The organism is Flavobacterium hankyongi, from assembly GCF_036840915.1.
Taxonomy (GTDB): Bacteria; Bacteroidota; Bacteroidia; order Flavobacteriales; family Flavobacteriaceae; genus Flavobacterium; species Flavobacterium hankyongi.
In genome coordinates this window covers 2,228,455-2,253,555 of sequence record NZ_CP085725.1, presented here as the reverse complement: position 1 = coordinate 2,253,555, position 25,101 = coordinate 2,228,455, and the positions used below count along the sequence as shown (strand labels likewise).

The following is a 25,101-nucleotide window of genomic DNA, read 5'->3' as shown; positions in this document are numbered from 1 at the left end:
ATGGCGCAAGAAACATACGATACTTCTTTTGAACTGCGTAGCGAAGAAGTACAAGATATATTATCAAAAGTTCCAAACTGGATGATACGTTGGGGAACAGTGTTGATTTTTACAATCATAGTATTGATGTTTGTAGTGTCATGGTTTTTAAAGTATCCAGATATTGTAAGAACTGAAGTAATTATAACTACCAATATACCACCAGAAAAAATGATTGCGAAAGCATCAGGGAGGATTCAGGATATTTTGATTAGTGATAAAACAATGGTGAAGGCAAATACACCATTGGCAGTAATAGAAAATTCGTCTAATTATAATGATATCTTTAGATTGAAAAAAGAGCTGGAAGCTTTTCAAAAAAGAGACTTTGTTAATTTTCCATTTACTCAATTTAAGAATGCTCAATTTGGAGATATAGAGGCTTCTTTTGCATCTTTTCAAAAAGATTATTTAGCTAATAGTTTAAATAAAAGTTTAACACCATATCAAGTTGAATCTTCGGCGCAAAAATCAGAAAATGTTCAAATCAAGGAAAGATTGGCTTTATTAATACAACAAAAATCAATCAATGAACAAGAACTACAATTGCAAAGAAGTGATTTAGCACGATACACTAAACTTCATGATAAAGGAGTGATTTCTGATCAGGAATTTGAGAATAAGAAAATGAATTTTTTGCAAGCAGAAAAAAATTATAAGAATTTGCTTGCCTCAATTTCTCAGTTGCAATCGTCTTTGATTGATAATGCAAAAGCTATAAAAGGAAACCAAATAAACGATGTGAAAGAAACTGTTAATTTGGACAGAAGTTTGTCACAATCTTTTTACCAATTGAAAAAAGCAATCAAAGATTGGGAATTAAACTATGTTTTGCAATCTGGTATTGATGGTCAGGTCACTTTTACAAAGGTTTGGATTAAGAATCAAACCGTTACTTCTGGGGAAGAAGTTTTTTCGGTAGTGCCGTCAACGGGTAAAGGATATATAGGAAAATTGAAAGCGCCTTCTCAAAATTCAGGAAAAATCAAAATTGGGCAAAAAGTAAATGTTAGACTTTTAAATTACCCTGATAGAGAATTTGGAATACTTAAGGGGAAAGTACAAAACATTGCTTTGGTTCCTGACAAAGATGGAAATATTGCTATTGATGTTGTGCTTCCAGATGGAATGAAAACAAGTTATAAAAAAACGGTTCCTTTCCAACAGGAAATGAGGGGTTCCGCAGAGATTATTACAGAAGATTTAAGATTGTTGGAGAGGGTTTTGTATCAGTTTAGAGATATGTTAAAAGTGGAATAATTACATTCTCAGATAAAAATCTTTTGTCAATTTAATATACTCCTGAGTATATTGATGACGAGCTGTTTCAATAACCAGTTCGTCAATAATTGGGTTTTGTTTAATTCGGCTAAAAGCGAGTAAACTTCTTTTTATTTCTGTTGTCGGAGTACCTTTTACACGAGTAATTTTTAAAGGAAATAATTCGCGTTCTTGGCAAAGATTGATTATTTTTTCTTCTTCTTTAAAAGGAACAATTAATGAAAATATTCCGTTTTCAGATAAAAAGAAATCGGCAGCTTCCACTAATTCATCAAAAGGTAGTGAATCTTCAAAACGTGCATTGTCTCTTTGTTCGTCACCCGATTTGTATTCGTCGGTATAAAAAGGAGGATTTGAAACAATTAAATCAAATTCTTCCTCTACTTCATCAACAAATTCATCCAAGCCTGCATGATAACAATATAAGCGTTCGTTCCAAGGCGAATTTTCAAAGTTTTCAGTGGCTTGCTCGTAAGCATTGTCGTCAATTTCGATAGCATCAATTTGCTCTGCTTTTGAGCGTTGTGCTAGCATCAAAGCGATTAAACCTGTTCCTGTTCCTATGTCAAGAATGTTATAAGGATTGTTTGTTAATGGAGTCCAAGCACCCAATAAAACACCATCAGTGCCTACTTTCATGGCGCAACGGTCTTGTTCTATTTTGAATTGTTTAAATTGAAACATGGCTAGAATTTAGAATTTTATCCTAAATATAAGTCCACTAATCCTTCAGGAGTGTTTAAAGTAATGGCTTTTTTATCGCGGTTCACTTCTACAATGAAATCATCAATCATTGGAATCAAAATTTCGATTCCGTCTTTGTCAATTTCAAATAAGGGCTGAGCAGCACTGTCATTAATGGAAACTATTGTGCCAATATTTCCTAGGCGATTATCAATAACATCAAAACCAATTACTTCGTGGTAGTAAAATTTGTTGCCTTCAAGTTTTGGCAACATAGATAAAGGAAGATAGACTTCACGACCAATTAATTCATCGGCTTTTTCTTCATTATCTACATCCTCAAAACGAACTTTTAGAAAATCGTTTTTATGGAGTTGAGAATTTTCAATAAAAAATGGAACCAGATTTTTGTTGAATTCAACAAAAACTGATTCCAAATCTTCATACATTTCAGGTTCGTCTGTATCTAAATAGATTAGAACTTCCCCTTTGAAACTAAATTTTTTAGCGACTTTACCTAAATAGAAACAATCGTCTTTACGCATTATCGCTAGTTATAATTAAGCTTCTGTTTCTTCATTATTAGCTTCTTCAACAGCAGGAGCTTCTTCAGAAGTCGCTTCAACATCAGCAACTACTTCTTCAGCAGCAGCTTCAGTTACCTCAGCAGCTTTAAGAGCTTCAGCTTGCGCAGCAGCACGTTTTTCGTTAGCAGCTTTTTCAGCTTTTAACGCTTCTGCTTTTGCATCAGCTTTAGTTTTAGCTAAACCATCTTTTTTAGCAGTTACTTTTCCAGCTTTCTCATCTAACCAAGCAGTGAATTTAGCTTCAGCTTGTTCAGCAGTTAAAGCACCTTTACGTACTCCACCTTCTAAGTGATGTTTTAATAAAGCACCTTTGTAAGAAAGAATTGCTCTTGCAGTGTCAGTAGGCTGAGCACCGTTAAATAACCACGTTACAGCTTGATCAACGTTTAAGTCGATAGTTGCAGGGTTAGTGTTTGGATTGTAAGTTCCGATTTTTTCTAAGAATTTACCATCTCTTTTTGATCTAGCATCAGCTGCTACGATCCAGTAAAAAGGTTTCCCTTTTTTACCGTGTCTTTGTAATCTAATTTTTACTGACATAATCTTAATTGATTAATTTGAGGTACACGACCTCGTTATTTAAGGGTGCAAAGATATAAAAGTTTATCATACAAAATAATTTAATTTTAAAAAGATAACACAATGATAATAAATATTTTAAAAAAGAAAATGCTTAATAATGAATTGATTACCATTTTAATAGTCTACCTTTGTCCAAATTATAAAATTTATATATGAATATTTTTGTAGGAAGTCTTCCATTTTCAATTGATGAGGCAGACTTAAGAGATTCTTTTGGAGTGTATGGTGCTGTAGAATCAGTAAAAATTATTACTGATAAATTTACAGGTCGTAGTAAAGGTTTCGGATTCGTTGAAATGACAAACGATGAAGAGGCTTTAAAAGCAATCCAGGAATTAAATGGTGCTACTGTTGAAGGTCGTACGATTGTGGTAAACAAATCGGAGCCAAAACCAGAAGGCGAAAGAAGAAGTTTCAATAACAACCGTTCAGGTGGAGGTTATGGAAACAACCGTGGTGGTAGTTCAAACTACGGCGGAGGTAACAATAGAGGAGGAAGATACTAAGAGCTATTTTTTATATTATTGTTGAAAACCATCTCAATCGAGGTGGTTTTTTTGTTATCAACAATTCTTGATTTCTAAACTCTTAAAATGTACTTTTGTTTTTACTTTAAATTCGCTTAAAGCACATTGCTTAAAGCTTAAAAATCAATGAAATGTATTTAATCTTTGATACCGAAACTACTGGTTTACCTCGCAGTTGGTCAGCGCCAATAACGGATACTGATAACTGGCCTCGTTGTATTCAAATTGCTTGGCAGTTACATGACGAATTAGGAAATCTTATAGAGCATCAAGATTATTTAGTAAAGCCTGAAGGATTTAATATCCCTTATGACGCGGAGCGTATTCATGGTATTTCAACTGAATTGGCCATGGAGCAAGGAATTTCTTTGCAAGAAGTTTTGGAAAAATTCAACATTGCACTTTCAAAAACAAAATATATTGTTGGTCAAAATGTTGGATTTGATGTAAATATCATGGGCTGTGAGTTCCATCGTGGTGGAATCAGTTCAGATTTATCCAAATTACCCGTTTTGGATACATGTACAGAAACTACAGCCGAATTATTAAAACTTCCTGGAGGTAGAGGAGGAAGATATAAGTTGCCTACACTTACTGAGTTACATCAATATTTATTTGGGGAACCATTTGCAGAAGCTCACAACGCTACTGCCGACGTTGAAGCTACTACTCGCTGTTTTTTAGAATTAATCAAGCGTGAAATTTTCACAAAAGAAGAGCTTGATGTTCCTACAGATTATTATGACCGTTTTCGTGAAAACAATCCCAATGAAATAAAATTAATTGGGTTAAAACATATCAATCTTAAAGCAGCTTCAGATGAAATACGTGCTCGATTAAAACAAATTCAGCAAGAAGAAGTACTTGTTCCAGTTTCTGATGAAGATGTAAAAGGCTTAGAACACGCAACGTTTGTTCATTTACACAATCACACACAGTTTTCGGTACTGCAATCAACAATTGGAGTGCCAGATTTAGTTAATGCAGCTGCAAAAAATAAGATGACTGCAGTGGCTATGACAGATACTGGAAACATGATGGGAGCTTTCCATTTTGTGAGCGCTGTAATGAATCATAACAAAACGGCTAAAGCGAAAAATGATGCTGCTATTGAAAACGGAGAACCAACTACCGAAACTGAGATCAAACCTATTGTGGGCTGTGAATTCAATGTTTGTAATAATCATAAAGATAAATCTCAAAAGGATAATGGTTATCAAGTTGTTTTTCTAGCGAAAAATAAAAAGGGTTACCATAATTTGGCCAAAATGGCTTCAATTGCTTATACCGAAGGTTTTTATTATGTACCACGCATCGATCGTGGTGTAATCGAAAAATACAAAGAAGATATCATTGTTTTATCTGGTAATTTATACGGTGAAATTCCAAGTAAAATTTTAAATATTGGTGAAAACCAAGCTGAAGAAGCACTGTTGTGGTGGAAATCACAGTTTGGAGATGATTTTTATCTCGAAATCATGCGCCACAATCAGGAAGATGAAAATCGTGTCAACCAAACTTTAATTGCTTTTGCTCGAAAGCATGATGTTAAACTGATTGCTACTAATAATACCTATTATGTAGCTAAAGAAGATGCAAATGCTCACGATATTTTATTATGTGTAAAAGACGGTGAAAAACAAGCAACACCCATAGGTCGTGGACGTGGGTATCGTTACGGATTACCAAATCAGGAGTACTATTTTAAAGGTAGTGCCGAGATGAAAAAACTCTTTACCGATTTACCTGAAGCGATAATAAATATTCAAGAAGTTATAGATAAGGTTGAAACTTATTCATTATATAGAGACGTATTACTTCCAAAGTTTGATATCCCAGACGAATTTAAAGTCGAAGAAGATAAAGTTGACGGTGGTGTACGAGGTGAAAATGCTTATCTCCGCCATTTAACAATGGAAGGTGCTAAAAGAAGATACCAAGAAATAACTACAGATATTCAGGAACGTTTGGATTTCGAATTATTAACGATTTCCAATTCAGGATACCCTGGTTACTTTTTGATTGTACAGGATTTCATTGCCGAAGCCCGAAAAATGGGTGTTTCTGTAGGGCCAGGTCGTGGATCGGCAGCAGGTTCGGCGGTAGCTTATTGTTTAGGAATTACAAACATTGACCCGATTAAGTATGATTTGCTTTTTGAGCGTTTCCTAAATCCAGACCGTGTATCCATGCCCGATATCGATATCGACTTTGATGATGAAGGTCGTGGTTTGGTTATGGATTATGTAATTAATAAATACGGGGCTAATCAGGTAGCACAGATTATCACGTATGGTAAAATGGCGACCAAATCTGCTATTCGTGATACGGCACGTGTATTGGATTTGCCTTTGTTTGAGGCGGATAGAATTGCAAAATTGATTCCAGGCATGATGCCATCCAAATGGAATTTGGCACGTTTCCTAAAAGAAGATGAAAGCGAAGTGAAAAAAGCATTACGTTCTGAAGAGTTTGATCGAGTAAAAGAGCTAATTGCTATTGCAAATGAAGGTGATTTAGCGGGTGAAACAATCCAACAAGCAAAAGTATTGGAAGGATCACTTCGAAATACAGGTATTCATGCTTGTGGTGTAATTATTACTCCTGATGATATTACCAATTTCGTTCCGGTAACCACTGCAAAAGATTCCGATTTATATGTAACGCAGTTTGATAACTCGGTTGCTGAAAGTGCAGGATTACTAAAAATGGACTTCTTGGGTCTGAAGACCCTAACGTTGATAAAAGATACAGTCAAACTGGTAAAATATCGAACAGGGATTGAACTTGATCCTGATACTTTTCCAATTGACGATCAAAAAACATATGAACTTTTCCAGCGTGGTGAAACAGTAGGTATTTTCCAATACGAATCCCCTGGAATGCAAAAATACATGAAGGAATTAAAGCCCAATGTTTTTGGAGATTTAATTGCAATGAACGCATTGTATCGTCCAGGTCCGTTAGAATATATTCCTTCTTTCGTTCGCCGTAAAAACGGTGAAGAACCTATTACGTACGATTTAGATGCTTGTGAAGAATATTTAGCAGAAACCTATGGTATTACAGTATATCAGGAGCAGGTAATGCTTTTGTCACAAAAGCTGGCAAATTTCTCTAAAGGTGATGCCGACGTTCTTCGTAAAGCGATGGGTAAAAAGCAAAAAGATGTTCTAGATAAAATGAAATCTAAATTTATCGATCAAGCCATGGCAAATGGTCACGATGAAAAAAAATTAGATAAAATTTGGACCGACTGGGAAGCTTTTGCAAGTTATGCCTTCAATAAGTCACACTCTACCTGTTATGCTTGGGTTGCTTACCAAACGGCGTATCTAAAAGCGCATTATCCTGCAGAATATATGGCAGCAGTACTGTCTAATAATATGAACGATATCAAACAAGTGTCGTTTTTTATGGAAGAGTGTAAGCGTATGGGATTATCCGTTTTAGGGCCTGATGTTAATGAATCGTTCTATAAATTTACTGTAAACGAAAATTATGCTGTCCGTTTTGGAATGGGTGCTATTAAAGGAGTAGGTGAAGGTGCTGTAAAAACTATTGTTGAAAATAGAAAAGAAGGTAAATACAAGTCTATTTTTGATTTAGCGCGTCGTATAGATCTTAGAGCAGCAAATAAAAAAGCATTTGAAAATCTAGCACTTTCAGGAGGCTTTGATTGTTTTGAAGATACTCATCGTGCACAATACTTTCATCATGATGGAGATAACATTTGGTTTTTAGAAAAAGCAATAAAGTATGGTGCCAAAACACAGGAAAATGAAAATTCTTCGCAAGTAAGCTTATTTGGAGATGCTACCGAAGTTCAAATTCCTGAGCCAACAGTTCCTCCTTGTGAAGAATGGCATACTATGGAAAAATTGGCTCGCGAAAAAGAAGTGGTAGGAATTTATATTTCAGGTCATCCATTAGATGATTATAAATTTGAAATGAAATATTTCTGCAATGCAAAATTGGAACACTTAAATAGTTTGGAACAATTTGTGGGCAAAAATCTGACTTTTGGTGGGATGGTAAGCGATGTACAACATCGTACCGCAAAAAATGGTAAAGGCTGGGCTACCTTCAACTTAGAAGGTTATGATGAAAGTTTCGAGTTTCGAATTTTTGATGAAGAGTATTTAAAATTCCGTCATTTCTTGGTTCAAAACACTTTCGTTTTCTTTAAAGTAAATGTGAAAGATGGATGGGTAAATCGTGAGACTGGAAAAAAATCGGATCCTCGTTTACAGTTTTTAGAAGCTAAAATGCTTGCTGATGTATTGTCAACTTTTGCTAAAAAAATTACGATTCTTTTCTCAATTAATGAGCTTGGTGAAAGTTTGGTAAATAATTTGTACAATTTATTTCAGACAAATAAAGGAGATCATCAAGTAACATTTGAGGTAATGGAACTGGAAAAGTTTAAAAAACAGATTGAAATAGTAAATGAACCTATTGTCGCTGAAAATGTAGAAGATGCAGGTGAAAATGATATAGAGGTTAATGAAATAATGGAACCAATAATTACTGAAGTTGAAGAAACTAGAGTAGTAAACAGGGTGGCAATGCATAGTAGAAAACTTAAAATAAAGATTTCTAACGAGTTACTTTCTGAATTAGAAAAAATGCAAATAAACTTCAAATTAAATTAGGTTTTCTAGAAATAATGTAATATGAAAGTTGAAAAATGATTATGATATTAAGTTTCAGGGTTTTATTTTTGCGAAAAATTTATTAACCCAAATTTATCATGATTAAAAAATTATTATTTGCAGGCATTATGGCATTTTCTGCTACCATGGTTGCTCAGACTACAGAAGAGAATACACCAGTTGAAAAAAAAGGTTTCTATTTTAAAGTTGGTGGTTCTTATTTCTTCCAAACAGTTGCAACAGAATTTCCAACTGTAAATGGTCACGAAGCTAAAGAGGAAGTTTATACTCAGGATGGATCACAATTACTATCTTCTAAAAGTATTACAGGTTCTTTTGGTGAAGGATTTAGAACAAATCTTGGTTTAGGATACCGTTTTACTGAGCGTTTAGGTTTCGAAATGGGTGTTCATTACTATATTGGGAACTCTAGAAAAATGGCTAATTACACTAATTTAGAAGACGCTCCAGTACAAGTGGCTCCAGGAGTGACTGTACCAACAGTTATTACTTTCGAATCTAAAGGACAAATTAAAGCTTTAGATTTATCTCCTTCATTAGTGCTGTATTTAGGTGAAACAAAAGGTTTTGAGCCTTATACTAAAGTTGGAGTTATTGTTCCAGTTTATGGTTATTTAGATATTAAAACTAATGCTACTAAATCGACTACTACTGGTACTAAATTAGCTGAAGTTTATAAGAGAGATGTAGTTAAACCAAATCCAACAGTTGGTTTTATGGCGGCTTTAGGTACTTCATATAAACTTTCAGGGAAACTTAAAGCTTTTGCTGAAATTGAATACAGAAACTTTACAGTACACGGAAAAACTAAAGAAACTAAAGATTATACTGTTAATGGACAAGATAGATTAAGTACATTGCCATATTCTGAAGTTCATACAAACTATGTAAATCAATTAGATACAACTTCAAATAATCCTGAAACTAATGCAGCAGGTTACAATACTAATAATGCAAAAGAAGAATTAAGTTCTTATGTAGGTATTAGTGGAGTTGGATTAACATTAGGAATACGTTACGATTTATAATAAATAGATCATCATTAATAGAAAAGAGACCTACAAGGTCTCTTTTTTTGTTTTAAAGAATAAGAAATATCAATTATCTAATAATCAAAACTGATTTATATCGTAGCGGTCTTTTAAAATATTATCTTACTTTTGTTATACAATTAATTAAAAATATAAAAATGGCACAAGCAATAACAGATGCTACTTTTGAAGAGGTAGTATTACAATCAAGCAAACCAGTATTGGTAGATTTTTGGGCAGCATGGTGTGGTCCGTGTCGTATGGTAGGTCCAATCATCGATGAAATTTCTACAGAGTACGATGGTAAGGCTGTAGTAGGAAAGGTTGATGTAGATGCAAATCAAGAATTTGCTGCAAAATATGGAGTTCGTAATATTCCGACAGTTCTAATATTTCAAAACGGAGAAGTGGTAGGGCGTCAAGTAGGTGTTGCTCCAAAAGATACATATACAAAAGCTATTGATGCTTTGTTGTAATAGTTATCAAAATTTAAAAAAAAGTAGAGGTTCGGTTTTTCCGGACCTTTTTTATTTTATAAAAAAACAGGAAAAACACCCTATTGAAAACAGGAAAGACACTCTGTAGTAGTTTCAACATTTGTTAAATATTTGTAGTCATAAAAAACACATTATTTTTTAATCAAATTTAAACGGCTATGAAAATTATTAAAAATCTTTTAGGTATCTCAATTTTATCTGTGGTGTTCTTCTCATGTAGTAAAGATGACGACAATTCAACATCAGCGCCAACAATTGTTGAACAAAACCCATTATCTGGATATTTGTCTACGACAGGGTTTAATCAAAAAACTACTAATTATGTCAATTCAGGAGACTATGAATTTGGAATTTCTTTCACACCTCAAGCGAATGGCAAAATAACGGCATTGATTGCTAAAATACCAGATGTACGTGTGGGTATGAGAGTTACTATTTGGGACAAAGCTACTGCAACTATTTTAAGAACTGAACTTGTAGATGTAACTTCTTCTGGAGTTGAAATTACAAAAGCTATAACACCTTTAGAAGTAGTTAAAGATACTGAATACATGATTACTTACAATAGCAATGATTGGTATGATCACAGAAAAAATGATTCTTCAGTTACTACTTATCCAGTGACTGTGGGAGATGTTAAAATTACCTCATATGGTTATAAAGCTGGAACAGACCAAGCAGTGCCAAATATTTTTCCAGCGAATTATTATGCAGGAGATTTAACTTTTAAATTTGTTAAGTCTTAAATAAGGTTACTTTATTATCTCTCAGAAAAAGGTTTGGTTTTTTACCAAACCTTTTTCTTATTTTTGAGAGATGAATCTAGAAGGTCAAATAGAAAAAATATCCAGTTTTCAGCATTTAGAACTTTTGGCAAACCAAATAGTAGAAGGCTTCATATCTGGAATGCACAAATCTCCATTTCATGGATTTTCAGCTGAATTTGCTGAGCATAAAATTTATAATGCTGGAGAAAGTACAAAGCATATTGATTGGAAGCTCTATGCAAAAACAGATCGTCTCTACACTAAGCGATTTGAAGAAGAAACGAATCTTCGTTGTCATTTGATTATAGATAATTCTTCCTCAATGCATTACCCTAAGCTTACTTCAAATCAGCAGTTTTATGAAAATAAAATAGGATTTTCGGTTTTGGCTTCGGCTGTATTAATGAATTTGCTCAAAAAGCAACGTGATGCAGTAGGATTGAGTGTCTATTCAGATTCATACGAATATTATGCTCCCGAAAAAGGGAGTGATCGTCATCATAGAATGTTGCTTCATAAATTAGAAAACTTACTTGAATCAAATAATTCGACAAAACAAACAGATACAATTACTTATTTACATCATATTGCAGAGAAGATGCATCGTCGCGCAATGATAATTCTATTTACGGATATGTTTCAAGGGGCAGATGATGAGAAACTGTTTAAGGCGTTACAGCATTTAAAACATAATAAGCATAAAGTGGTTTTGTTTCATGTATTGGATAAAAAAACCGAGCTGAGTTTCAATTTTGATAATTCACCTAGAAAATTTATTGACCTCGAAACAGGTGATGAAGTCAATTTGTTTGCTGAAAATATAAAAACTGATTATGAAAAATTGGTAAAAAGCTACTTTGAAAAAATTGCTAACACATGTGCGATGTATAAAATCAAGTATGTTCCAGTATATGTTGATGGAAAGTTCGAAAAAATTATGACAACGTATTTGGTTGAAAAACAAATATTTGGTTAGTTGTAATAAAAATATTTTAATTTTTTTTCAAAAAAGACTTGTGGGAATGAAAAACGGTTGTATATTTGCACTCGCAATTAAGCACTGGTTTGGTAGTTCAGTTGGTTAGAATACATGCCTGTCACGCATGGGGTCGCGGGTTCGAGTCCCGTCCAGACCGCCAGAAAAGAGGAAGCTCCGTTAAACACGGAGCTTTTTTGCCCTCTTAAGATATTTAAGATTAGTTGTGTTGTTTAGTTCCGAGTAAAATCGGAATGGTTTAGTAGTTAGACCAATGAAAAGCTTTCCATTTGATTGGAGGGCTTTTTTATTTTTGAGCCAGTTTGTATCTGGATAGTTTTTTTACGGAATATGTTAACAGTAAATAGGTTACGATTTTAATTAAAAAAATAAGGGATTTCAGCTTATAAAAGACTTGCGAAAATGAAAAACGGTCGTATATTTGCACTCACAATTCAGTACTGGTTTGGTAGTTCAGTTGGTTAGAATACATGCCTGTCACGCATGGGGTCGCGGGTTCGAGTCCCGTCCAGACCGCCAGTAAAAAAGCCTTTCATTTGAAAGGCTTTTTATTTTTAAAACATTTTTTTCTAAAAAAGAAAATGTCTGTTTGACCAACTAACGTAAAGGAAAGTCCCTAAAAAAATCATACAAACAACAAACTTCATAAAAGAGGAAACTAAAAACCCTAAAAACGATCCAGTTGCAGCTTTTAAGGCTCTTTTATGATCTTCTTTGTCATAAAGCATTTCTCCAAGGAAAGCTCCAAGGAAAGCTCCTAAAACAAATCCAAAAGGAATAGGTATAAAGAATAATCCAATAAGTAAACCAATGTTGGTTCCCCAAATACCATATTTACTGCCTCCAAATTTCTTTGTCCCCTTTGCAGGAATAACGTAATCCAAAATTAAAATAACTAAAGTTATTAGGAGTGTAATTCCAAGTACCCAATAATTATTAGGAACTGCATTGGTAAGATATAAAAGTAATAACCCTAACCAACTTAAACCTGGTCCAGGAAGTGCTGGTAAAAAACTACCAAAAATTCCAACTACAACACAAATGAATCCTAGTATTAATAGCAATATATCCATAAAATTATTTTTGTACTTTTGAAACCTAAAATAAAGCTATTTTCTCAAACTAAATCGGTTTACCTAAAAAATGAAAAGAATTCTTCCTTTTGTTTTACTTTTATCAATGCATTCGTGTCAGTATTTTGAAAAAAATATACCAAACAAAGATGAATTGTTAAATCAGGAGATTAAAAAAATTGATTGGGAAAGTGTTGATGAATTTCCAAGTCTTGCCGATTGTGATTCATTAGAGGATAAAGCAGCTAGAAAGCAATGTTTTTTTGAATTATTGGCCAAGGATTTAGAGATGAAATTATGTAATGATACAATTCGAAGAAAATTTCCAAGCATTGACACATTGCAGTTGAAAGTTGTGGTATATCCTGATTACAAAGTTGAATTCGCTTCACAAAACACTACTGAAGATACAGTTAAGTTAGATAGTGTCATAAAATCGAAAACTGTTGGTTTACCAATTATTGAACCAGCAATAAAGAGAGGAATAAAAGTTAAGTCTGAGTTTATTATTCCTGTAATAATTAAAAAGAATTGATTAATTTCTTGAAACAATGCTTTTTGCATCTTTAAAAAGGCGGACAAAGTTTATTCCGTTCTCAATGGTTCCATCTTTTATAAGTCTATTTTTTGGAGAAGATGTGTTATCATCAAAATATTGTGTGTCTACTATTTTTTGAGAGTCAAATTTTGGACGTACAAAGGATGTAACTACAATTTCTTCTAATTCATCTCTTGAAGGAACTAATTGAACTTTAACATAATAATTCTCAGCTCTGCTAGGATCTAAAACAATCCTTTTAGGTTCGTATCCTCTGAGACCAACAACTAAAATATCTTTTGGATTCACAATAATCGAAAATAATCCATTGTCATCAGTAATAACAATATTTTTAGTGTTCAAGCTAATTATTTCAACTCCTTTTATAGGGATATTGTTATTAACCACTTTGCCATGAACAAACATTCCAGTTTGAGAGAACCCAATTTGAACTAGAAAGAACAAGATTACTATTAAAAATTTAGCTTTCATGATTTCGTGAGATTGAGTAATAAAGTTACAAAATCTTTAATTATAAATTTATGAAAAAGTAACAAATTGTGATTGTAAGTTATTGATTTACAATATTTATGATTGATGTTTATTTTTTGAAAGTTCTCTCTTTCCATTTGTAACTACCAAAAAAGCTATAGAAAACCACCGCTGTGCTGAAAAAAGGATAAATAAGATTGCTAAGTATAAGATGATTAATTTTTATTTTGAAGAATTTTGAAGTTATTAAAATCAAAAAATTATCAACAAAAAATTTTAGGGTAATTATGGTAAGAAATAAGTGAAGTGATAAAAAACAACATGACGAAAAAAAAGCAATTATTATCCATGTTAAGTTCATGACAAAAACACTTAAACCTAATTGTCTACTATAAATTCCAGAATAATTCCCTGTTTTACTTGCCCATCTTACTCGTTGATGGAATAGGGTTAACCATGATTTTTCGGTTTGGGTTCGTACTAATGTTTGATTTGATTTTAAAAAATGTACATTTATATTTTCTGTATTAATGGCTTTTTGTAATAAAAAAACATCATCTCCACTTGCGATAGCATCGTTGCCTTCAAACGCTTTGAGTTCTTCAAAAAAATCTTTACGATAGGCAAAATTAGCTCCGTTACACATAAAGGCCTGATGATTACCAAAACTTCCGATTGTCGTTCCTTGTAAACTCATTAAATCCAGTTGTTGAAAATTATCAAGAACCAAATTTCCTGTTTGATAATGAACACCAGACGCAATCATTTTTGGATCGTTTTCTTTAATAAATGCATCAAAAGTTTTTAGCCAGTTTTTAGGAATAATACAATCAGCATCTGTTGTTATAATCCAATTTGTTTCAACATTTTTGATCGCAGTATTAATGGCATCTTTTTTTGGAGAGTTTGTTTTTCTTATATTATTTAATATAGAAATCTGAAATTTTTTATCAGGAATTTCAAAAGAGTCTGTTGAGTCGTCATTTATTAAAATTACTCTGAATAAGTTATAAGGATAATTTAATTCTTCAATAGATTGTAATAGTTTAGGAAGATTGTGAGCTTCATTTCTAAAGGGGACAACAATTGTAAATAGATTTGATGGTGTGTTTTCTTTAGGAATAAATGTTTTTACTTTGGTAAAACCATAAATCAGCCATAAAATGTTTAAAACATACCATAAGGTTATAATGATGATTCCTGTTTCCATCTTGATTTAAATGTAAATACAAAATAAGTCCCTATAACAACTGGTAAAACAGTATTTAAAAACCACATAAGTGTAGTGATAAAAACCACAATCCACTCACTAACTCCCAATAATCCAAAGAAATATACAGCAACACTTCCTTTAACAGCAAAATCCAAAAACTGAAAACTTGGCAATGATGATGCTAAAAAGTAAACACTCGTTATGGCAGCCATAAGCAATAAATATGGTATTTGAACATCGAGTATTAAGAACAGAAAATAATACTGATGTGAAAAGGTTAGGTATCTTGCTATAGCTAAAAGAATGTTTTTTTGATGTATCGACTTAGGTATTCCATTGATTTTGTGTATCAATTTTTCGAGAGAGTATCCTTTTATGCTTATTTTTTTAAGGAAAAACAATGTGAGAATTACAACAAAGAAAGTCACTGTAATTATAATCACCCTTTCAGGAGTTATAATATTAAAATTAGCATTGAAATATAGTAGACCAAAAACACCAAAAATGATAGTTAAAATCATTTGGATACCATTACATATCAAGTTCAGGAAAACTATTTTTTTTGTTTTTTCTTTCTCAAAAAATAAAGCCTTACCAGCATATTCTCCAATTCCGTTTGGTGTAAAAAGAGCTAGTGTTAAAGCTCCCATAACTTGTTTTGTTGATTCATAAATACTTATTGGTCTTATTACTTTTACGAGATTCTGCCACTTGAGGATTTCTAAATATCTATTTAAAAAAGACAAAAATATCAATAAAACGATATTTCCAATTGAAGCTTTTTGTGTTATTAAATTTTTGAATTGGGACCAGTTTAATTGTGTGTCAGAAGTTAATCTGTCATAAATAAAATAAAAAGCAGCTCCTACAATCAAAAGTTTGAGTAGAAGTATAAGGAATTGTTTAGTTTTGTTATTCAATAGTGTCATCGAAGCAAAGTAACAAAACTTTGTACTTTTAAACTTTAACTTTTAAACAAAAAAAGCTTGTCAAACGAACGAATCATATTAGGGATAGATCCTGGAACAACCATTATGGGTTTTGGACTTATTCGTGTGGTAAATAAAAAGATGGAATTCATTCAGTTGAATGAGCTTCAGCTTAACAAAATGGACGACCATTATATGCGTTTGAGACGAATTTTTGAACGCACTATTGAGTTAATTGATACCTATTATCCTGATGAAATTGCAATCGAAGCACCATTCTTTGGAAAAAATGTGCAATCGATGCTTAAATTGGGTAGAGCTCAAGGAGTAGCTATGGCGGCAGGTTTGTCACGTCAGATTCCTATTACTGAGTATGAACCCAAGAAGATTAAAATGGCTATTACAGGAAACGGAAATGCCAGTAAGGAACAAGTGGCTAAAATGCTTCAGCAGTTGTTAGGATTGAAAGAATTGCCAAAAAACCTTGATTCGACAGATGGTTTGGCAGCAGCTGTTTGTCATTTTTTTAATTCGGGTAGAGTTGAGATAGGTAAGAGTTATTCGGGTTGGGATGCTTTTGTAAAGCAAAATGAAGAGAGAATAAAAAAATGACACTTTTGTTTAGAAATAAGAATATATTTGTGAAAATTTAAAATCTACTTATGAAAATGCTAAATTTTTTCGCTGTATTATTAACAGCTGTTTCTTTGGTATCTTGTTCGTCTGATAGCTCAAGCGACTCTCCTCAAGATCAAGAAGCAAATTATTTCAATTTAACATATAATGGTCAAGCAAAAAACGTTAATAGTTGGACTGCTATTAAACAAGAAAGTTTTATTGAAGTTTCTGGTGATACCCCTGACGGTCTTGGAATTTCTTTAAAATTTAATACTCACGGTAATTTATACGAGGCTTTCACACATCCAAACACAATATCAAGCACAATATCTACTTCGTCTTCGTTTGCATATTTTAGTAATAGTACTTTTACTTTTCAATTAGTTGAAATTAACACGACAAACAAAACAATTAAGGTTAATTTTAGCGGTAAATTATATGAAGATGAATACGATCACACTTCAACAACTAATACTGTTAGTGGTTCGTTTAAGATCTCTTATATAGAATATACACCACCTATTAGTGGTATTGGAACTTATGCTAAAGTAAATGGGCAAGATTGGTATGGGATTCAAAAAAGTTCTACTGGTGACGGAAGCACAAGTACTTTGTTCGAACAAAATGGAGGAGAGTATATAATAGGAATTGTTTATCCATATCTTTCGCCACAAACAGGGACTTTTAATTTTTCAAACAATTCTGCAACAAAAAGAATTTCGTTTTCAAAATATGATCCTGTAACACATCAGGAAATAGAGTACAATGTGTCAGGAACTATAACATATGCAACTGCTTCTTCTATGATAGTGCAAGGTACATTTAGCTTAACGGCAACGCATCCAACAAATGGGTCAACAATTACAATTACAAACGGGACTTTTAAAGAAGGAGCACAATAACAAATATCAGGGCAGTTTATCTGCCCTTTTTTATGGCAGGAATCTACATCCATATCCCTTTTTGTAAGCAGGCTTGTCATTACTGCGATTTTCACTTTTCTACTTCATTAAAGAAAAGCGATACTATGGTTTTGGCCTTAGCCAAAGAACTTGTTTTACGTAAAAATGAATTTAAAGTTGAAACAGTAGAAACTATTTATTTTGGAGGCGGAACACCATCAATATTGTCTTCAGACGATTTAAATCATTTAATTGATGAGGTTTATGTTAATTATAAAGTTTCAGATAATCCCGAAATTACCATCGAAGCCAATCCTGATGATTTAAATAAGGAACGAATTCTGGAGTTGGCAAAATCTCGAGTAAATAGATTATCTATAGGAGTGCAGTCTTTTTATGAAGAAGATTTGAAGCTTATGAATCGTGCACATAATGCTCTAGAAGCTAAAGAATGTCTTGAATTTGCCGTTCAATATTTTGATAATATTTCGGTCGATTTGATTTATGGAATTCCAGGTTTGACCAATGAGAAGTGGCTTCTGAACATTCAAACATTATTGGATTTAAATATTCCTCATATATCAAACTATGCACTAACTGTTGAGCATAAAACAGCTTTAGAAAAAATGATTCAAAAAGGTGATATACCAGCACTTGATGATGGTGTAGCACATGAACAGTTTTTAATGTTGGTGGAGAAACTCGAAAATAATGGATTTGTACATTATGAATTGTCGAATTTTGGTAAGTCAAATTATTTTTCTAAAAACAACTCGGCATACTGGCTAGGAAAAAAATACATTGGTATTGGCCCATCGGCTCATAGTTACGATGGAGTGAATCGTAGTTGGAATGTTTCCAATAATTCTTTGTATATTAAGTCTATTGAGGAGTCTAAATTGCCAAGTGAGATTGAAACATTATCTATTACTGATAGATATAACGAAAATGTTATGACTGGTTTGCGCACGGTTTGGGGTGTTTCTTTACAGAGAATAGAAAAGGAATTTGGGAAAGAGTATCTGGAATATTTACTTCAAAATGCACAACAATTTCTTGATGATGAAAAATTGATTCTTGAAAATGATATTTTGAAAACTACGAAAAAAGGAAAATTCTTTTGTGACGGAATTGCATCAGACCTTTTTTGGTTAAATTTGGAATAAATAATTTCAAAGTGATTGCAGAAATTCAACACCAAAAGCAGACTTTTAAAATAGATTTATCTCAACCATTAGATATTTCTTTGCCAATTTCTAATACAGAACAAAATCCAATTGCTTGGTATATTGAAAAGCCAGAAATAGAACCTGTTCGATTTGGCGATTGGGTAGGTAAAGTTTCTGAAGGGAGTTCGTCGACAAATTTCAATAATATTTTTTTCAATCCTCACGGACATGGTACGCATACCGAATGTTTGGGACACATTACAAGAGATTTCTATAGTATCAATCAATGTTTAAAGCAATTCTTTTTTACTGCAGAAGTGATTTCGGTACAGCCAGAAGCACAAGGAGAAGATTTTGTGATTACTAAAGCACAGATTGAAAATGCTTTACAAGGTAAATCTCCTGAAGCGATTATTATTAGAACATTGCCAAATTCATCTGATAAAACTTCAAAAAAATACTCAAACACCAACTGGCCTTATTTGTTGGAAGAAGCAGCAACATTTATTCGCGGAAAAGGAATTCAACATCTGTTAATCGATTTACCAAGTGTTGATAGAGAACATGATGAAGGCAGACTATTGGCGCATAAAGCATTTTGGAATGTAAAAGATGTAAATCATCTTAATCAAGATGCTAGAATGAGCAGTACAATAACAGAATTGATTTTTGTTGATGATACGATTGATGATGGATCTTACATACTAAACCTTCAAATCGCTTCGTTTGAAAATGATGCAAGTCCGAGTAAACCAACATTGTACAAAATATGATTACGGCTATTATTCCTAAATTACCCTTTATTGACAAACAGAAAACTCTTGGGTTTTATGAAAAACTAGGTTTTGTCTTGAATGCAGATTATAATGATTATTGTATCGTTTCAAAAGATAAATTTGAAATTCATTTCTTTGTTTATAAAGAATTAAATCCATTGAAATCTGATTTTATGATTTATATCCGAATGGAAAATGATATTGCCGACTTTTATAAAAAAGTTCAAGAAAATAATATTCAAATTCATCCAAATGGTAAACTAGAGAAAAAGCCTTGGGATCAAATAGAATTCTCAATTATAGATCCAAATGGCACTTTATTAACTTTTGGTCAGTCAATTTAAACAAATGAACATACAACAACTTTACGAATTTTGCTTGTCAAAAAAAGGGGTTACAGAACATTTTCCTTTTGATGAAGATACTTTGGTTTTTAAAGTAGGTGGAAAGATGTTTTGTTTAACGTCTTTGCAGGAATGGGAAAAAGGGACGCCATCTCTTAATTTGAAATGTGATCCTGATAAAGCATTAGAACTCCGTGCCGAATATGAAGGAGTTAATCCAGGGTACCACATGAGTAAAGTGCATTGGAATACAGTTGATTTTAACAAGGATGTTTCTGATAAAATGATGTTAGAATTGATTAATGATTCTTATGATTTAGTTTTCAAAAGTTTAACAAAGAAATTGCAAATAGAAATCAACAACATAAATTAAATACTCATAATATTTATCCATTAGATTTCAAGTTTTTACTATTTGTTTATTTTAGAATGTGTTATTCTAAGTGTTTTCTATCTAACTAATTTTCATAATTCAAATCTCTTTTTTACCATTTTTTTAAGATTATTTAAAATCAACAAAATTTTACTTGTCATTAATTAAAAGAAAATAGCAAAAGAATAGCAAAAGTGTTATTGACAAGGCGTTTTTTATAAGTTAAACCAACTTGTAATAGTAAATGTTGTGAATGTAAATGACAATAATTTTTGAATTGTAGTTGGATTTGATTTTTCTAATTCCTCTTTTATCTTTAATATTACTTCAATCACTTTGCTCATTTTTTCACAAATATTTGAATCTTTTACCATATAATCAAAAGCTCCGTATTTTAATGCATTTATTGCTGTTGTAATGTTTTCTTGCCCTGAAACGATTATAACATAGATGTTAGGGTTGTGGCGTTTAATTTTTTTAAGAACCTCAAAGCTAGCCAAATCTTCCATATTATGATCTAGAAAAATGATGTCTGGATTTTGATCTAAATTGTCTATGCAATCATTATCATTGGTAAAGCATTGTATGTTTGTAAAGTTTATGTTATTTAAATATTGCTGAAATACGCTTGAACAAAAATTGTCATCATCAACGATAAATAGTTTGAGCTTATTTTGCCTTTCCATTAAGTCTAATTTTATTATAATTATATAGACAGCTAATTTCAGGCCAAAAATAAAAACCCTTTATTTAAAAGGTTTTGAAGGTTTTTAGAATATTCCAATTTTTCCAAAATTTGGATTTTTTCCAATTTAATTCTTTAATTCGTTTTCTTTGAGTTGTACTATAGCTAATTGTAAACTTTCTTTTATGATCTCGAATAACCGTATAATTTCTTTATCATTTTTATTTTTACTAATTACTTCTAAATTTTTCATGTCCTCCATTAAGCTTTTAATTCCCATCCCTTCTACACTAGGTTTAATTTTATGGATAAGTTTACTAACCTCTGAAAACTCATTTGATTTAATTGCATCATTAATCTTAATTATAGTTTCTTCTGTTTGTTTGATAAATATTTCGATCATTTTAAAAACAAAATCATTATTGCCACGACTTAAATTGTAGAGAGAGTTTAGGTTATACAGTAACTCGTCTTTTGTGTTTTTTAAAAGATAATTTTTATTTAAATTTTTATAAATAACTTCTATTAAAAGATCTTCATCAAATGGTTTAGTAACATAATCATTTATTCCAGCAGCGTAGCATTTTTCTATTTCTGATTTGAAGGCGTTTGCGGTAAGAGCAATGATTGGAGTTTTTAGCTTTAGTTCGTTTCTAATAATTGTTGTAGTTTCAATGCCGTCAAGCTCAGGCATTTGAATATCCATTAAAATAATATCAAAATCTTCTTTTTTTAATGCTTTAATTGCTTCTAATCCATTTTCAGCTTCAGTAACAAGGCAATTATAGTATTGAAGTGAATTTTGTGCAACCATTCTATTTAGTTCATTGTCCTCAACAAGAAGAATTTTAGTATCTTCAATATTTATAGAGTGATTGTTTGATGTATTGGTTTTTTTAAAATCAACATAGCTTTTTGGTAAATTTAAAATAACATCTATTGATGTTCCAATGTTTTTCTGACTTTCTATATGAATTGATCCATTCATAAGATTAATCAATTCTTTGGTTATAGCCATTCCTAATCCAGTACCACCAAATTTTCTTGTTGTTTTTTTGTCTTCTTGTGAAAACTTTTTAAAAATATTCTCAACAAAATCAGCATCCATGCCAATTCCTGTGTCTTTTATAGTTATGCAAATTTGTTGACTATTAGGGTTTTCGTGAATAAGCTTTGTACTTATTGTGATTTCTCCTTTAGAAGTGAATTTTATAGAATTTCCAATTAAATTGAATAGTATTTGTTCAATTCTAAGAGGGTCCCCTTTTAAAGTTTTAACTATTTTATTATCTAAGTTTACAATTACTTTAGTGCCATTTTGAGTAGCTTTTGGTTCTAATACATTAACCACATTTGTTATGGATTTTTGTAAGCTAAAATCTTCTTCATCAAGAATCATTTCTTGAGCTTCAATTTTTGAGATATCTAATATATTATTTATAATAGCTAAAAGATGTTTTGAAGCAATACTACTATTTTCTACATAATTTTTTTGTAATTCTGTAAGTTGTTGTTTACTTAATTCTCTAAGAAAACCAATTATTGCATTTAAGGGTGTTCTAATTTCATGACTCATATTAGCAAGAAATACTTCTTTTGACTTTGAAGCTTCTTGAGCTTTTATTTTTTCTTGTTCTAATTCTATTTCTAACTTTTTTTGACTTGTTATGTCAAGATGTATCCCTATTGAACCCGTTTGATTTCCTTTGTCATCATAGTTTGGAGCTGCACTTATTGCCCACCATCTTAATTCGCCTCTTTTGTTTTTTACTGGGACTTGATAAATTTCAGAGATACCTTTTTTACGGTTTTCAATTTTATTTGAGATGAATTCTTCATTATTCCAAGCAAAGAAAATTGATGAAGGTTTTTTTCCTATAATCTCAGATTCTTCATATCCCGAAATTTCCAAAAAGCTTTGATTTACATATTTAGCAATTTCATTGTTGTCAACCTCGATAAGTCCTAAATTCATGTTGGCAATAATGTTTCTATATTTTTCTTCTTGATATTTGAGGTTGTTTTCTGCTGCTTTTCGTTCAGAAATATCCTGAATAAATGAACAAAAAATGAGTTCATTATTTTGTTGAATAGGAATAATAGAAATTTCTATTGGAAATTCATTTCCGTTTTTATGAAGCGCCCTAAGTTCAATTTGTTTGTTTAAAACTGGTCCTTCACCAGTTTCCATGAATTTTTTCATTCCAAGTTTATGAGCTTCTTTGTGTATGTTAGGAATTATGATGTCTGCTAAACTTTTGCCTAACACCTCTTCCTTTTTCCAACCAAAAATAATTTCTGCTTGATTGTTCCAAAATGTAATAGCATCTTTTGTATTTATTGTAATAATGGCATTAAGAGCAGATTTCATGATAAGCCTATTACGCTCTTCACTTTGTTTTAATAAAGCTTGGGTTTTTATTCTATTAGTGACATCAGTATATTTCCAGAGATGTCCTTTGTAAACATTTTTAATAAAAATAGGAATATAATCTCTTTCTAAAAATTTACCATGTACTGTTTCTATTAGCTCATTTGTTACTATTTTTTTGTGTAGGAGTAGTTCGGTTATTCTTGGACCAAAATTTTCTGAATCAACAAATAAGTGTTTAGATTGTTCAACAGATTCTGTGCAATCTACACCTATCATTTGATCTGGATTAATAGGAATGGAAAACATGTCGCAAAAGAGCTGATTTGTAAAATGTATTTTCCTGTTTTCGTCTTCCACTAAAATTCCTGATTGTAGATTGGCTAATAAGGTTTTAAGAAGTTCTACTGTTGTCAAAAGGTCTTTTTCGATTTCTTTACCTTTTCCTATTTGCTGATTTAGATATTTGGATATATAAAGTAAATCGTCTATGTCTTCATTTTTTATTTCATCTACTTCATCTTCTAGGACTTTTAGGCTATTGTATAAGTTGGCTATTGATTGTTGTTTTAAATTGTATTCTTCTTTGAGACTTTTATTTATTTCATTATATTCTTTTTCACTTTGAATAAAAACATGTTCCATTAACTCACGATCTCTTTCAAAAGCTAAATAGGACTGATTGACATTGTTTATGAATTCATTAATTGGGAATTGATTAGTGTCGATATCACCTAAATATTTTTTTATTTGCTTTTGTAAAAGTTTATGAAGTTCCATAGTTATATCATTTCATGAATACCAGTAATTGTCATGGTTTGATTGTGCAATTCACAATTTTTAAGAGTTTTTAATGGTGAGATTTCACCATAAGAATAAAAGCCTGTTGTGGTTGTGTTTTCTCCAAAAATATCTGTTACGGCTTCTATTTCTTCGTCTATTCGGTTGCCAAGGATGATTTTTCTACCTACACAGCTTATTAAAAAGGCAAATTGAGGTTTGTTGTTGTAAATTTCAATACAATTATTTGCTGCGTCGCTTGCTGCGTCGATGAGCCTGTCAAAATTAGCTTTCATAAATCTAACTTTGCATCCTTCAGGAATGTCACCTGCAAATGTCATAGATTTATTTTCTTCATCAATAGATAAAATTGTTCTAACTATTGGTTGTTCATTTTCTGAATTGATAATCGCTAAAGGGAATAGTAATGCTGATGAAGGTAACTCATCTGAATACTTTCCTAAATAGGTTTTGTATAGATCTAATGCATTTTTTGAGTCAATTTCATATAATACGTTTTTTGCAGATTTCGTAACTATACGCTCTAATCCAAATGTTTCCCAACCACTTATTGAACCATGAGTGCATTGTAAACAATCTCCATAAAAACCTATGGCAACAATATTTCCAGAAACTGGTATTTCATTTAATCCTACAACGGTATCTTTAAAATTAGTGCCGTCTCCAGCAAGTCCCCCGGTAACTAAGATGTCTTCGTCTTTGAATTGATTGATTCCTTTAACGAGTTCACTAGCATTAACTTTACTTCCGTCTGAAAGAATAAATAATAATTTTAAATCTTTTTGTGAAAGATTTTTAATTAAATGTTTTCCTGCATCAAAACTTGATTGATAATTTTCTATGCTTACCTTACTGGTTTGTAAAGTCGCTCTTTCAAAATAAAATACTGAGATAGAAACCGTGTGATCATAAACTTGGTTGTTATAAATTTCACCTGCTGTTGAACATAAAATAATTTTTGCATTGGGGAACTTGCTTTTTATTTTGCTGAAAAAATCTTCATTTAGTAATTCTTTATCACCAAAACCAATAACCAATTGAGCCTCGGTTTCGTTAAAGCTTGAATTTTTAGGATTACTAATGAGTGTTTCACTTTGGTATAAATATGATGCTACTTTCATATGCTTAACTAGTTTATTAGCAAGTTTT

The 25,101-nt window shown here is 31.8% G+C and carries 24 protein-coding genes and 2 tRNA genes; 16 read left to right on the top strand and 10 right to left on the bottom strand.

Annotated elements, in window-relative coordinates; translation table 11 throughout:
* Positions 1 to 1,299 (top strand): HlyD family secretion protein, encoded by a 1,299-nt coding sequence (locus tag LJY17_RS10430; protein ID WP_264543762.1) that lies wholly within the window; start codon positions 1 to 3, stop codon positions 1,297 to 1,299.
* On the opposite strand, the gene LJY17_RS10425 is transcribed toward LJY17_RS10430, so the two are convergent.
* The 3 genes from LJY17_RS10425 to LJY17_RS10415 are packed head-to-tail and all read right to left on the bottom strand — an operon-like array spanning position 1,300 to position 3,131.
* A complete protein-coding gene (locus LJY17_RS10425) occupies positions 1,300 to 2,004 on the bottom strand; it encodes a tRNA1(Val) (adenine(37)-N6)-methyltransferase (protein ID WP_264543761.1) in 705 nt (234 codons plus the stop codon).
* Between the two features lie 17 nt (positions 2,005 to 2,021).
* Positions 2,022 to 2,549 carry a ribosome maturation factor RimM gene (gene rimM, locus LJY17_RS10420; protein ID WP_264543760.1) on the bottom strand — a complete coding sequence of 176 codons (528 nt, stop codon included), beginning with the start codon at positions 2,547 to 2,549 and terminating at the stop codon, positions 2,022 to 2,024.
* Between the two features lie 15 nt (positions 2,550 to 2,564).
* On the bottom strand, positions 2,565 to 3,131 hold the full coding sequence (locus LJY17_RS10415; RefSeq protein WP_264543759.1) for a 30S ribosomal protein S16: 567 nt from the start codon (positions 3,129 to 3,131) through the stop codon (positions 2,565 to 2,567).
* Positions 3,132 to 3,325: 194 nt separating this feature from the next.
* Here LJY17_RS10415 and LJY17_RS10410 point away from each other — a divergent pair, with 194 nt between their 5' ends.
* From LJY17_RS10410 to LJY17_RS10375, 8 genes are all read left to right on the top strand, one after another.
* A complete protein-coding gene (locus tag LJY17_RS10410) occupies positions 3,326 to 3,679 on the top strand; it encodes an RNA recognition motif domain-containing protein (RefSeq protein WP_264543758.1) in 354 nt (117 codons plus the stop codon).
* 152 nt (positions 3,680 to 3,831) lie between these two features.
* Positions 3,832 to 8,355: a DNA polymerase III subunit alpha gene (gene dnaE / locus LJY17_RS10405; RefSeq protein ID WP_264543757.1), complete on the top strand. Its 4,524-nt coding sequence runs from the start codon at positions 3,832 to 3,834 to the stop codon at positions 8,353 to 8,355.
* A 98-nt stretch (positions 8,356 to 8,453) separates the two neighbouring features.
* Positions 8,454 to 9,404 carry a porin family protein gene (locus tag LJY17_RS10400; RefSeq protein WP_264543756.1) on the top strand — a complete coding sequence of 317 codons (951 nt, stop codon included), beginning with the start codon at positions 8,454 to 8,456 and terminating at the stop codon, positions 9,402 to 9,404.
* Positions 9,405 to 9,565: 161 nt separating this feature from the next.
* Entirely contained in the window at positions 9,566 to 9,883 is a 318-nt protein-coding gene (gene trxA / locus LJY17_RS10395; protein WP_073307592.1) for a thioredoxin, read from the top strand.
* A 179-nt stretch (positions 9,884 to 10,062) separates the two neighbouring features.
* The gene (locus LJY17_RS10390; protein ID WP_264543755.1) at positions 10,063 to 10,650 is read left to right on the top strand and encodes a DUF4082 domain-containing protein; all 588 of its coding nucleotides are present in this window, start codon (positions 10,063 to 10,065) and stop codon (positions 10,648 to 10,650) included.
* Between the two features lie 70 nt (positions 10,651 to 10,720).
* Positions 10,721 to 11,647, top strand: coding sequence for a DUF58 domain-containing protein (locus LJY17_RS10385; protein WP_264543754.1), 927 nt, complete (start codon positions 10,721 to 10,723; stop codon positions 11,645 to 11,647).
* Between the two features lie 86 nt (positions 11,648 to 11,733).
* A tRNA-Asp gene (locus tag LJY17_RS10380) sits at positions 11,734 to 11,810 on the top strand.
* A 300-nt stretch (positions 11,811 to 12,110) separates the two neighbouring features.
* Positions 12,111 to 12,187 (top strand) — tRNA-Asp (locus LJY17_RS10375).
* Between the two features lie 50 nt (positions 12,188 to 12,237).
* On the opposite strand, the gene LJY17_RS10370 is transcribed toward LJY17_RS10375, so the two are convergent.
* On the bottom strand, positions 12,238 to 12,741 hold the full coding sequence (locus LJY17_RS10370) for a DUF456 domain-containing protein (protein ID WP_264543753.1): 504 nt from the start codon (positions 12,739 to 12,741) through the stop codon (positions 12,238 to 12,240).
* 70 nt (positions 12,742 to 12,811) lie between these two features.
* Between LJY17_RS10370 and LJY17_RS10365 the strand changes: the two genes are divergently transcribed.
* Entirely contained in the window at positions 12,812 to 13,276 is a 465-nt protein-coding gene (locus tag LJY17_RS10365) for a hypothetical protein (RefSeq protein ID WP_264543752.1), read from the top strand.
* Here the strand turns inward: LJY17_RS10365 and LJY17_RS10360 are convergent, their stop codons facing one another.
* From LJY17_RS10360 to LJY17_RS10350, 3 genes are all read right to left on the bottom strand, one after another.
* Positions 13,277 to 13,771, bottom strand: a complete 495-nt coding sequence (locus LJY17_RS10360; RefSeq protein ID WP_264543751.1) for a carboxypeptidase-like regulatory domain-containing protein — start codon at positions 13,769 to 13,771, stop codon at positions 13,277 to 13,279.
* Between the two features lie 109 nt (positions 13,772 to 13,880).
* On the bottom strand, positions 13,881 to 14,981 hold the full coding sequence (locus tag LJY17_RS10355; RefSeq protein ID WP_264543750.1) for a glycosyltransferase family 2 protein: 1,101 nt from the start codon (positions 14,979 to 14,981) through the stop codon (positions 13,881 to 13,883).
* Positions 14,957 to 15,913, bottom strand: a complete 957-nt coding sequence (locus tag LJY17_RS10350) for a hypothetical protein (protein WP_264543749.1) — start codon at positions 15,911 to 15,913, stop codon at positions 14,957 to 14,959. Before LJY17_RS10350 ends, LJY17_RS10355 begins: the two co-directional genes overlap by 25 nt.
* A gap of 57 nt (positions 15,914 to 15,970) precedes the next feature.
* Here LJY17_RS10350 and ruvC point away from each other — a divergent pair, with 57 nt between their 5' ends.
* Genes ruvC through LJY17_RS10320 form a run of 6 tightly spaced genes read left to right on the top strand, consistent with a single transcriptional unit; the run spans position 15,971 to position 20,095 of the window.
* Positions 15,971 to 16,525 carry a crossover junction endodeoxyribonuclease RuvC gene (ruvC, locus tag LJY17_RS10345; protein WP_264543748.1) on the top strand — a complete coding sequence of 185 codons (555 nt, stop codon included), beginning with the start codon at positions 15,971 to 15,973 and terminating at the stop codon, positions 16,523 to 16,525.
* Positions 16,526 to 16,581: 56 nt separating this feature from the next.
* Positions 16,582 to 17,433 (top strand): hypothetical protein, encoded by an 852-nt coding sequence (locus LJY17_RS10340; protein WP_338441267.1) that lies wholly within the window; start codon positions 16,582 to 16,584, stop codon positions 17,431 to 17,433.
* A 32-nt stretch (positions 17,434 to 17,465) separates the two neighbouring features.
* The gene (gene hemW / locus LJY17_RS10335; RefSeq protein WP_264543746.1) at positions 17,466 to 18,599 is read left to right on the top strand and encodes a radical SAM family heme chaperone HemW; all 1,134 of its coding nucleotides are present in this window, start codon (positions 17,466 to 17,468) and stop codon (positions 18,597 to 18,599) included.
* Between the two features lie 11 nt (positions 18,600 to 18,610).
* Positions 18,611 to 19,375 (top strand): cyclase family protein, encoded by a 765-nt coding sequence (locus LJY17_RS10330; RefSeq protein ID WP_264543745.1) that lies wholly within the window; start codon positions 18,611 to 18,613, stop codon positions 19,373 to 19,375.
* Complete coding sequence (locus LJY17_RS10325; protein WP_264543744.1) at positions 19,372 to 19,722, top strand: bleomycin resistance protein; 351 nt, start codon at positions 19,372 to 19,374, stop codon at positions 19,720 to 19,722. The genes LJY17_RS10330 and LJY17_RS10325 overlap by 4 nt, the downstream gene beginning before the upstream one ends.
* A gap of 4 nt (positions 19,723 to 19,726) precedes the next feature.
* Positions 19,727 to 20,095 (top strand): MmcQ/YjbR family DNA-binding protein, encoded by a 369-nt coding sequence (locus LJY17_RS10320; protein ID WP_264543743.1) that lies wholly within the window; start codon positions 19,727 to 19,729, stop codon positions 20,093 to 20,095.
* Between the two features lie 215 nt (positions 20,096 to 20,310).
* Here the strand turns inward: LJY17_RS10320 and LJY17_RS10315 are convergent, their stop codons facing one another.
* The 3 genes from LJY17_RS10315 to LJY17_RS10305 all read right to left on the bottom strand — a co-directional run bounded on the left by LJY17_RS10315 (position 20,311) and on the right by LJY17_RS10305 (position 25,073).
* Complete coding sequence (locus LJY17_RS10315) at positions 20,311 to 20,781, bottom strand: response regulator (protein WP_264543742.1); 471 nt, start codon at positions 20,779 to 20,781, stop codon at positions 20,311 to 20,313.
* Between the two features lie 126 nt (positions 20,782 to 20,907).
* Complete coding sequence (locus tag LJY17_RS10310) at positions 20,908 to 23,931, bottom strand: PAS domain-containing hybrid sensor histidine kinase/response regulator (protein WP_264543741.1); 3,024 nt, start codon at positions 23,929 to 23,931, stop codon at positions 20,908 to 20,910.
* Between the two features lie 2 nt (positions 23,932 to 23,933).
* A complete protein-coding gene (locus LJY17_RS10305; protein WP_264543740.1) occupies positions 23,934 to 25,073 on the bottom strand; it encodes an FIST signal transduction protein in 1,140 nt (379 codons plus the stop codon).
* Between the last annotated feature and the right edge of the window lie 28 nt (positions 25,074 to 25,101).

Excerpts from the sequence above, each read along its gene's own strand:
- LJY17_RS10365 (WP_264543752.1), top strand. The coding sequence starts at position 12,812 with ATGAAAAGAATTCTTCCTTTTGTTTTACTTTTATCAATGCATTCGTGT.
- LJY17_RS10415 (WP_264543759.1), bottom strand. The coding sequence starts at position 3,131 with ATGTCAGTAAAAATTAGATTACAAAGACACGGTAAAAAAGGGAAACCT.
- dnaE (WP_264543757.1), top strand. The coding sequence starts at position 3,832 with ATGTATTTAATCTTTGATACCGAAACTACTGGTTTACCTCGCAGTTGG.
- LJY17_RS10340 (WP_338441267.1), top strand. The coding sequence starts at position 16,582 with ATGCTAAATTTTTTCGCTGTATTATTAACAGCTGTTTCTTTGGTATCT.
- LJY17_RS10325 (WP_264543744.1), top strand. The coding sequence starts at position 19,372 with ATGATTACGGCTATTATTCCTAAATTACCCTTTATTGACAAACAGAAA.
- LJY17_RS10430 (WP_264543762.1), top strand. The coding sequence starts at position 1 with ATGGCGCAAGAAACATACGATACTTCTTTTGAACTGCGTAGCGAAGAA.
- LJY17_RS10350 (WP_264543749.1), bottom strand. The coding sequence starts at position 15,913 with ATGACACTATTGAATAACAAAACTAAACAATTCCTTATACTTCTACTC.
- LJY17_RS10305 (WP_264543740.1), bottom strand. The coding sequence starts at position 25,073 with ATGAAAGTAGCATCATATTTATACCAAAGTGAAACACTCATTAGTAAT.
- rimM (WP_264543760.1), bottom strand. The coding sequence starts at position 2,549 with ATGCGTAAAGACGATTGTTTCTATTTAGGTAAAGTCGCTAAAAAATTT.
- LJY17_RS10370 (WP_264543753.1), bottom strand. The coding sequence starts at position 12,741 with ATGGATATATTGCTATTAATACTAGGATTCATTTGTGTTGTAGTTGGA.
- LJY17_RS10320 (WP_264543743.1), top strand. The coding sequence starts at position 19,727 with ATGAACATACAACAACTTTACGAATTTTGCTTGTCAAAAAAAGGGGTT.
- LJY17_RS10385 (WP_264543754.1), top strand. The coding sequence starts at position 10,721 with ATGAATCTAGAAGGTCAAATAGAAAAAATATCCAGTTTTCAGCATTTA.
- LJY17_RS10360 (WP_264543751.1), bottom strand. The coding sequence starts at position 13,771 with ATGAAAGCTAAATTTTTAATAGTAATCTTGTTCTTTCTAGTTCAAATT.
- trxA (WP_073307592.1), top strand. The coding sequence starts at position 9,566 with ATGGCACAAGCAATAACAGATGCTACTTTTGAAGAGGTAGTATTACAA.
- LJY17_RS10310 (WP_264543741.1), bottom strand. The coding sequence starts at position 23,931 with ATGGAACTTCATAAACTTTTACAAAAGCAAATAAAAAAATATTTAGGT.
- LJY17_RS10425 (WP_264543761.1), bottom strand. The coding sequence starts at position 2,004 with ATGTTTCAATTTAAACAATTCAAAATAGAACAAGACCGTTGCGCCATG.
- hemW (WP_264543746.1), top strand. The coding sequence starts at position 17,466 with ATGGCAGGAATCTACATCCATATCCCTTTTTGTAAGCAGGCTTGTCAT.
- LJY17_RS10400 (WP_264543756.1), top strand. The coding sequence starts at position 8,454 with ATGATTAAAAAATTATTATTTGCAGGCATTATGGCATTTTCTGCTACC.
- LJY17_RS10410 (WP_264543758.1), top strand. The coding sequence starts at position 3,326 with ATGAATATTTTTGTAGGAAGTCTTCCATTTTCAATTGATGAGGCAGAC.
- LJY17_RS10355 (WP_264543750.1), bottom strand. The coding sequence starts at position 14,981 with ATGGAAACAGGAATCATCATTATAACCTTATGGTATGTTTTAAACATT.
- LJY17_RS10315 (WP_264543742.1), bottom strand. The coding sequence starts at position 20,781 with ATGGAAAGGCAAAATAAGCTCAAACTATTTATCGTTGATGATGACAAT.
- LJY17_RS10390 (WP_264543755.1), top strand. The coding sequence starts at position 10,063 with ATGAAAATTATTAAAAATCTTTTAGGTATCTCAATTTTATCTGTGGTG.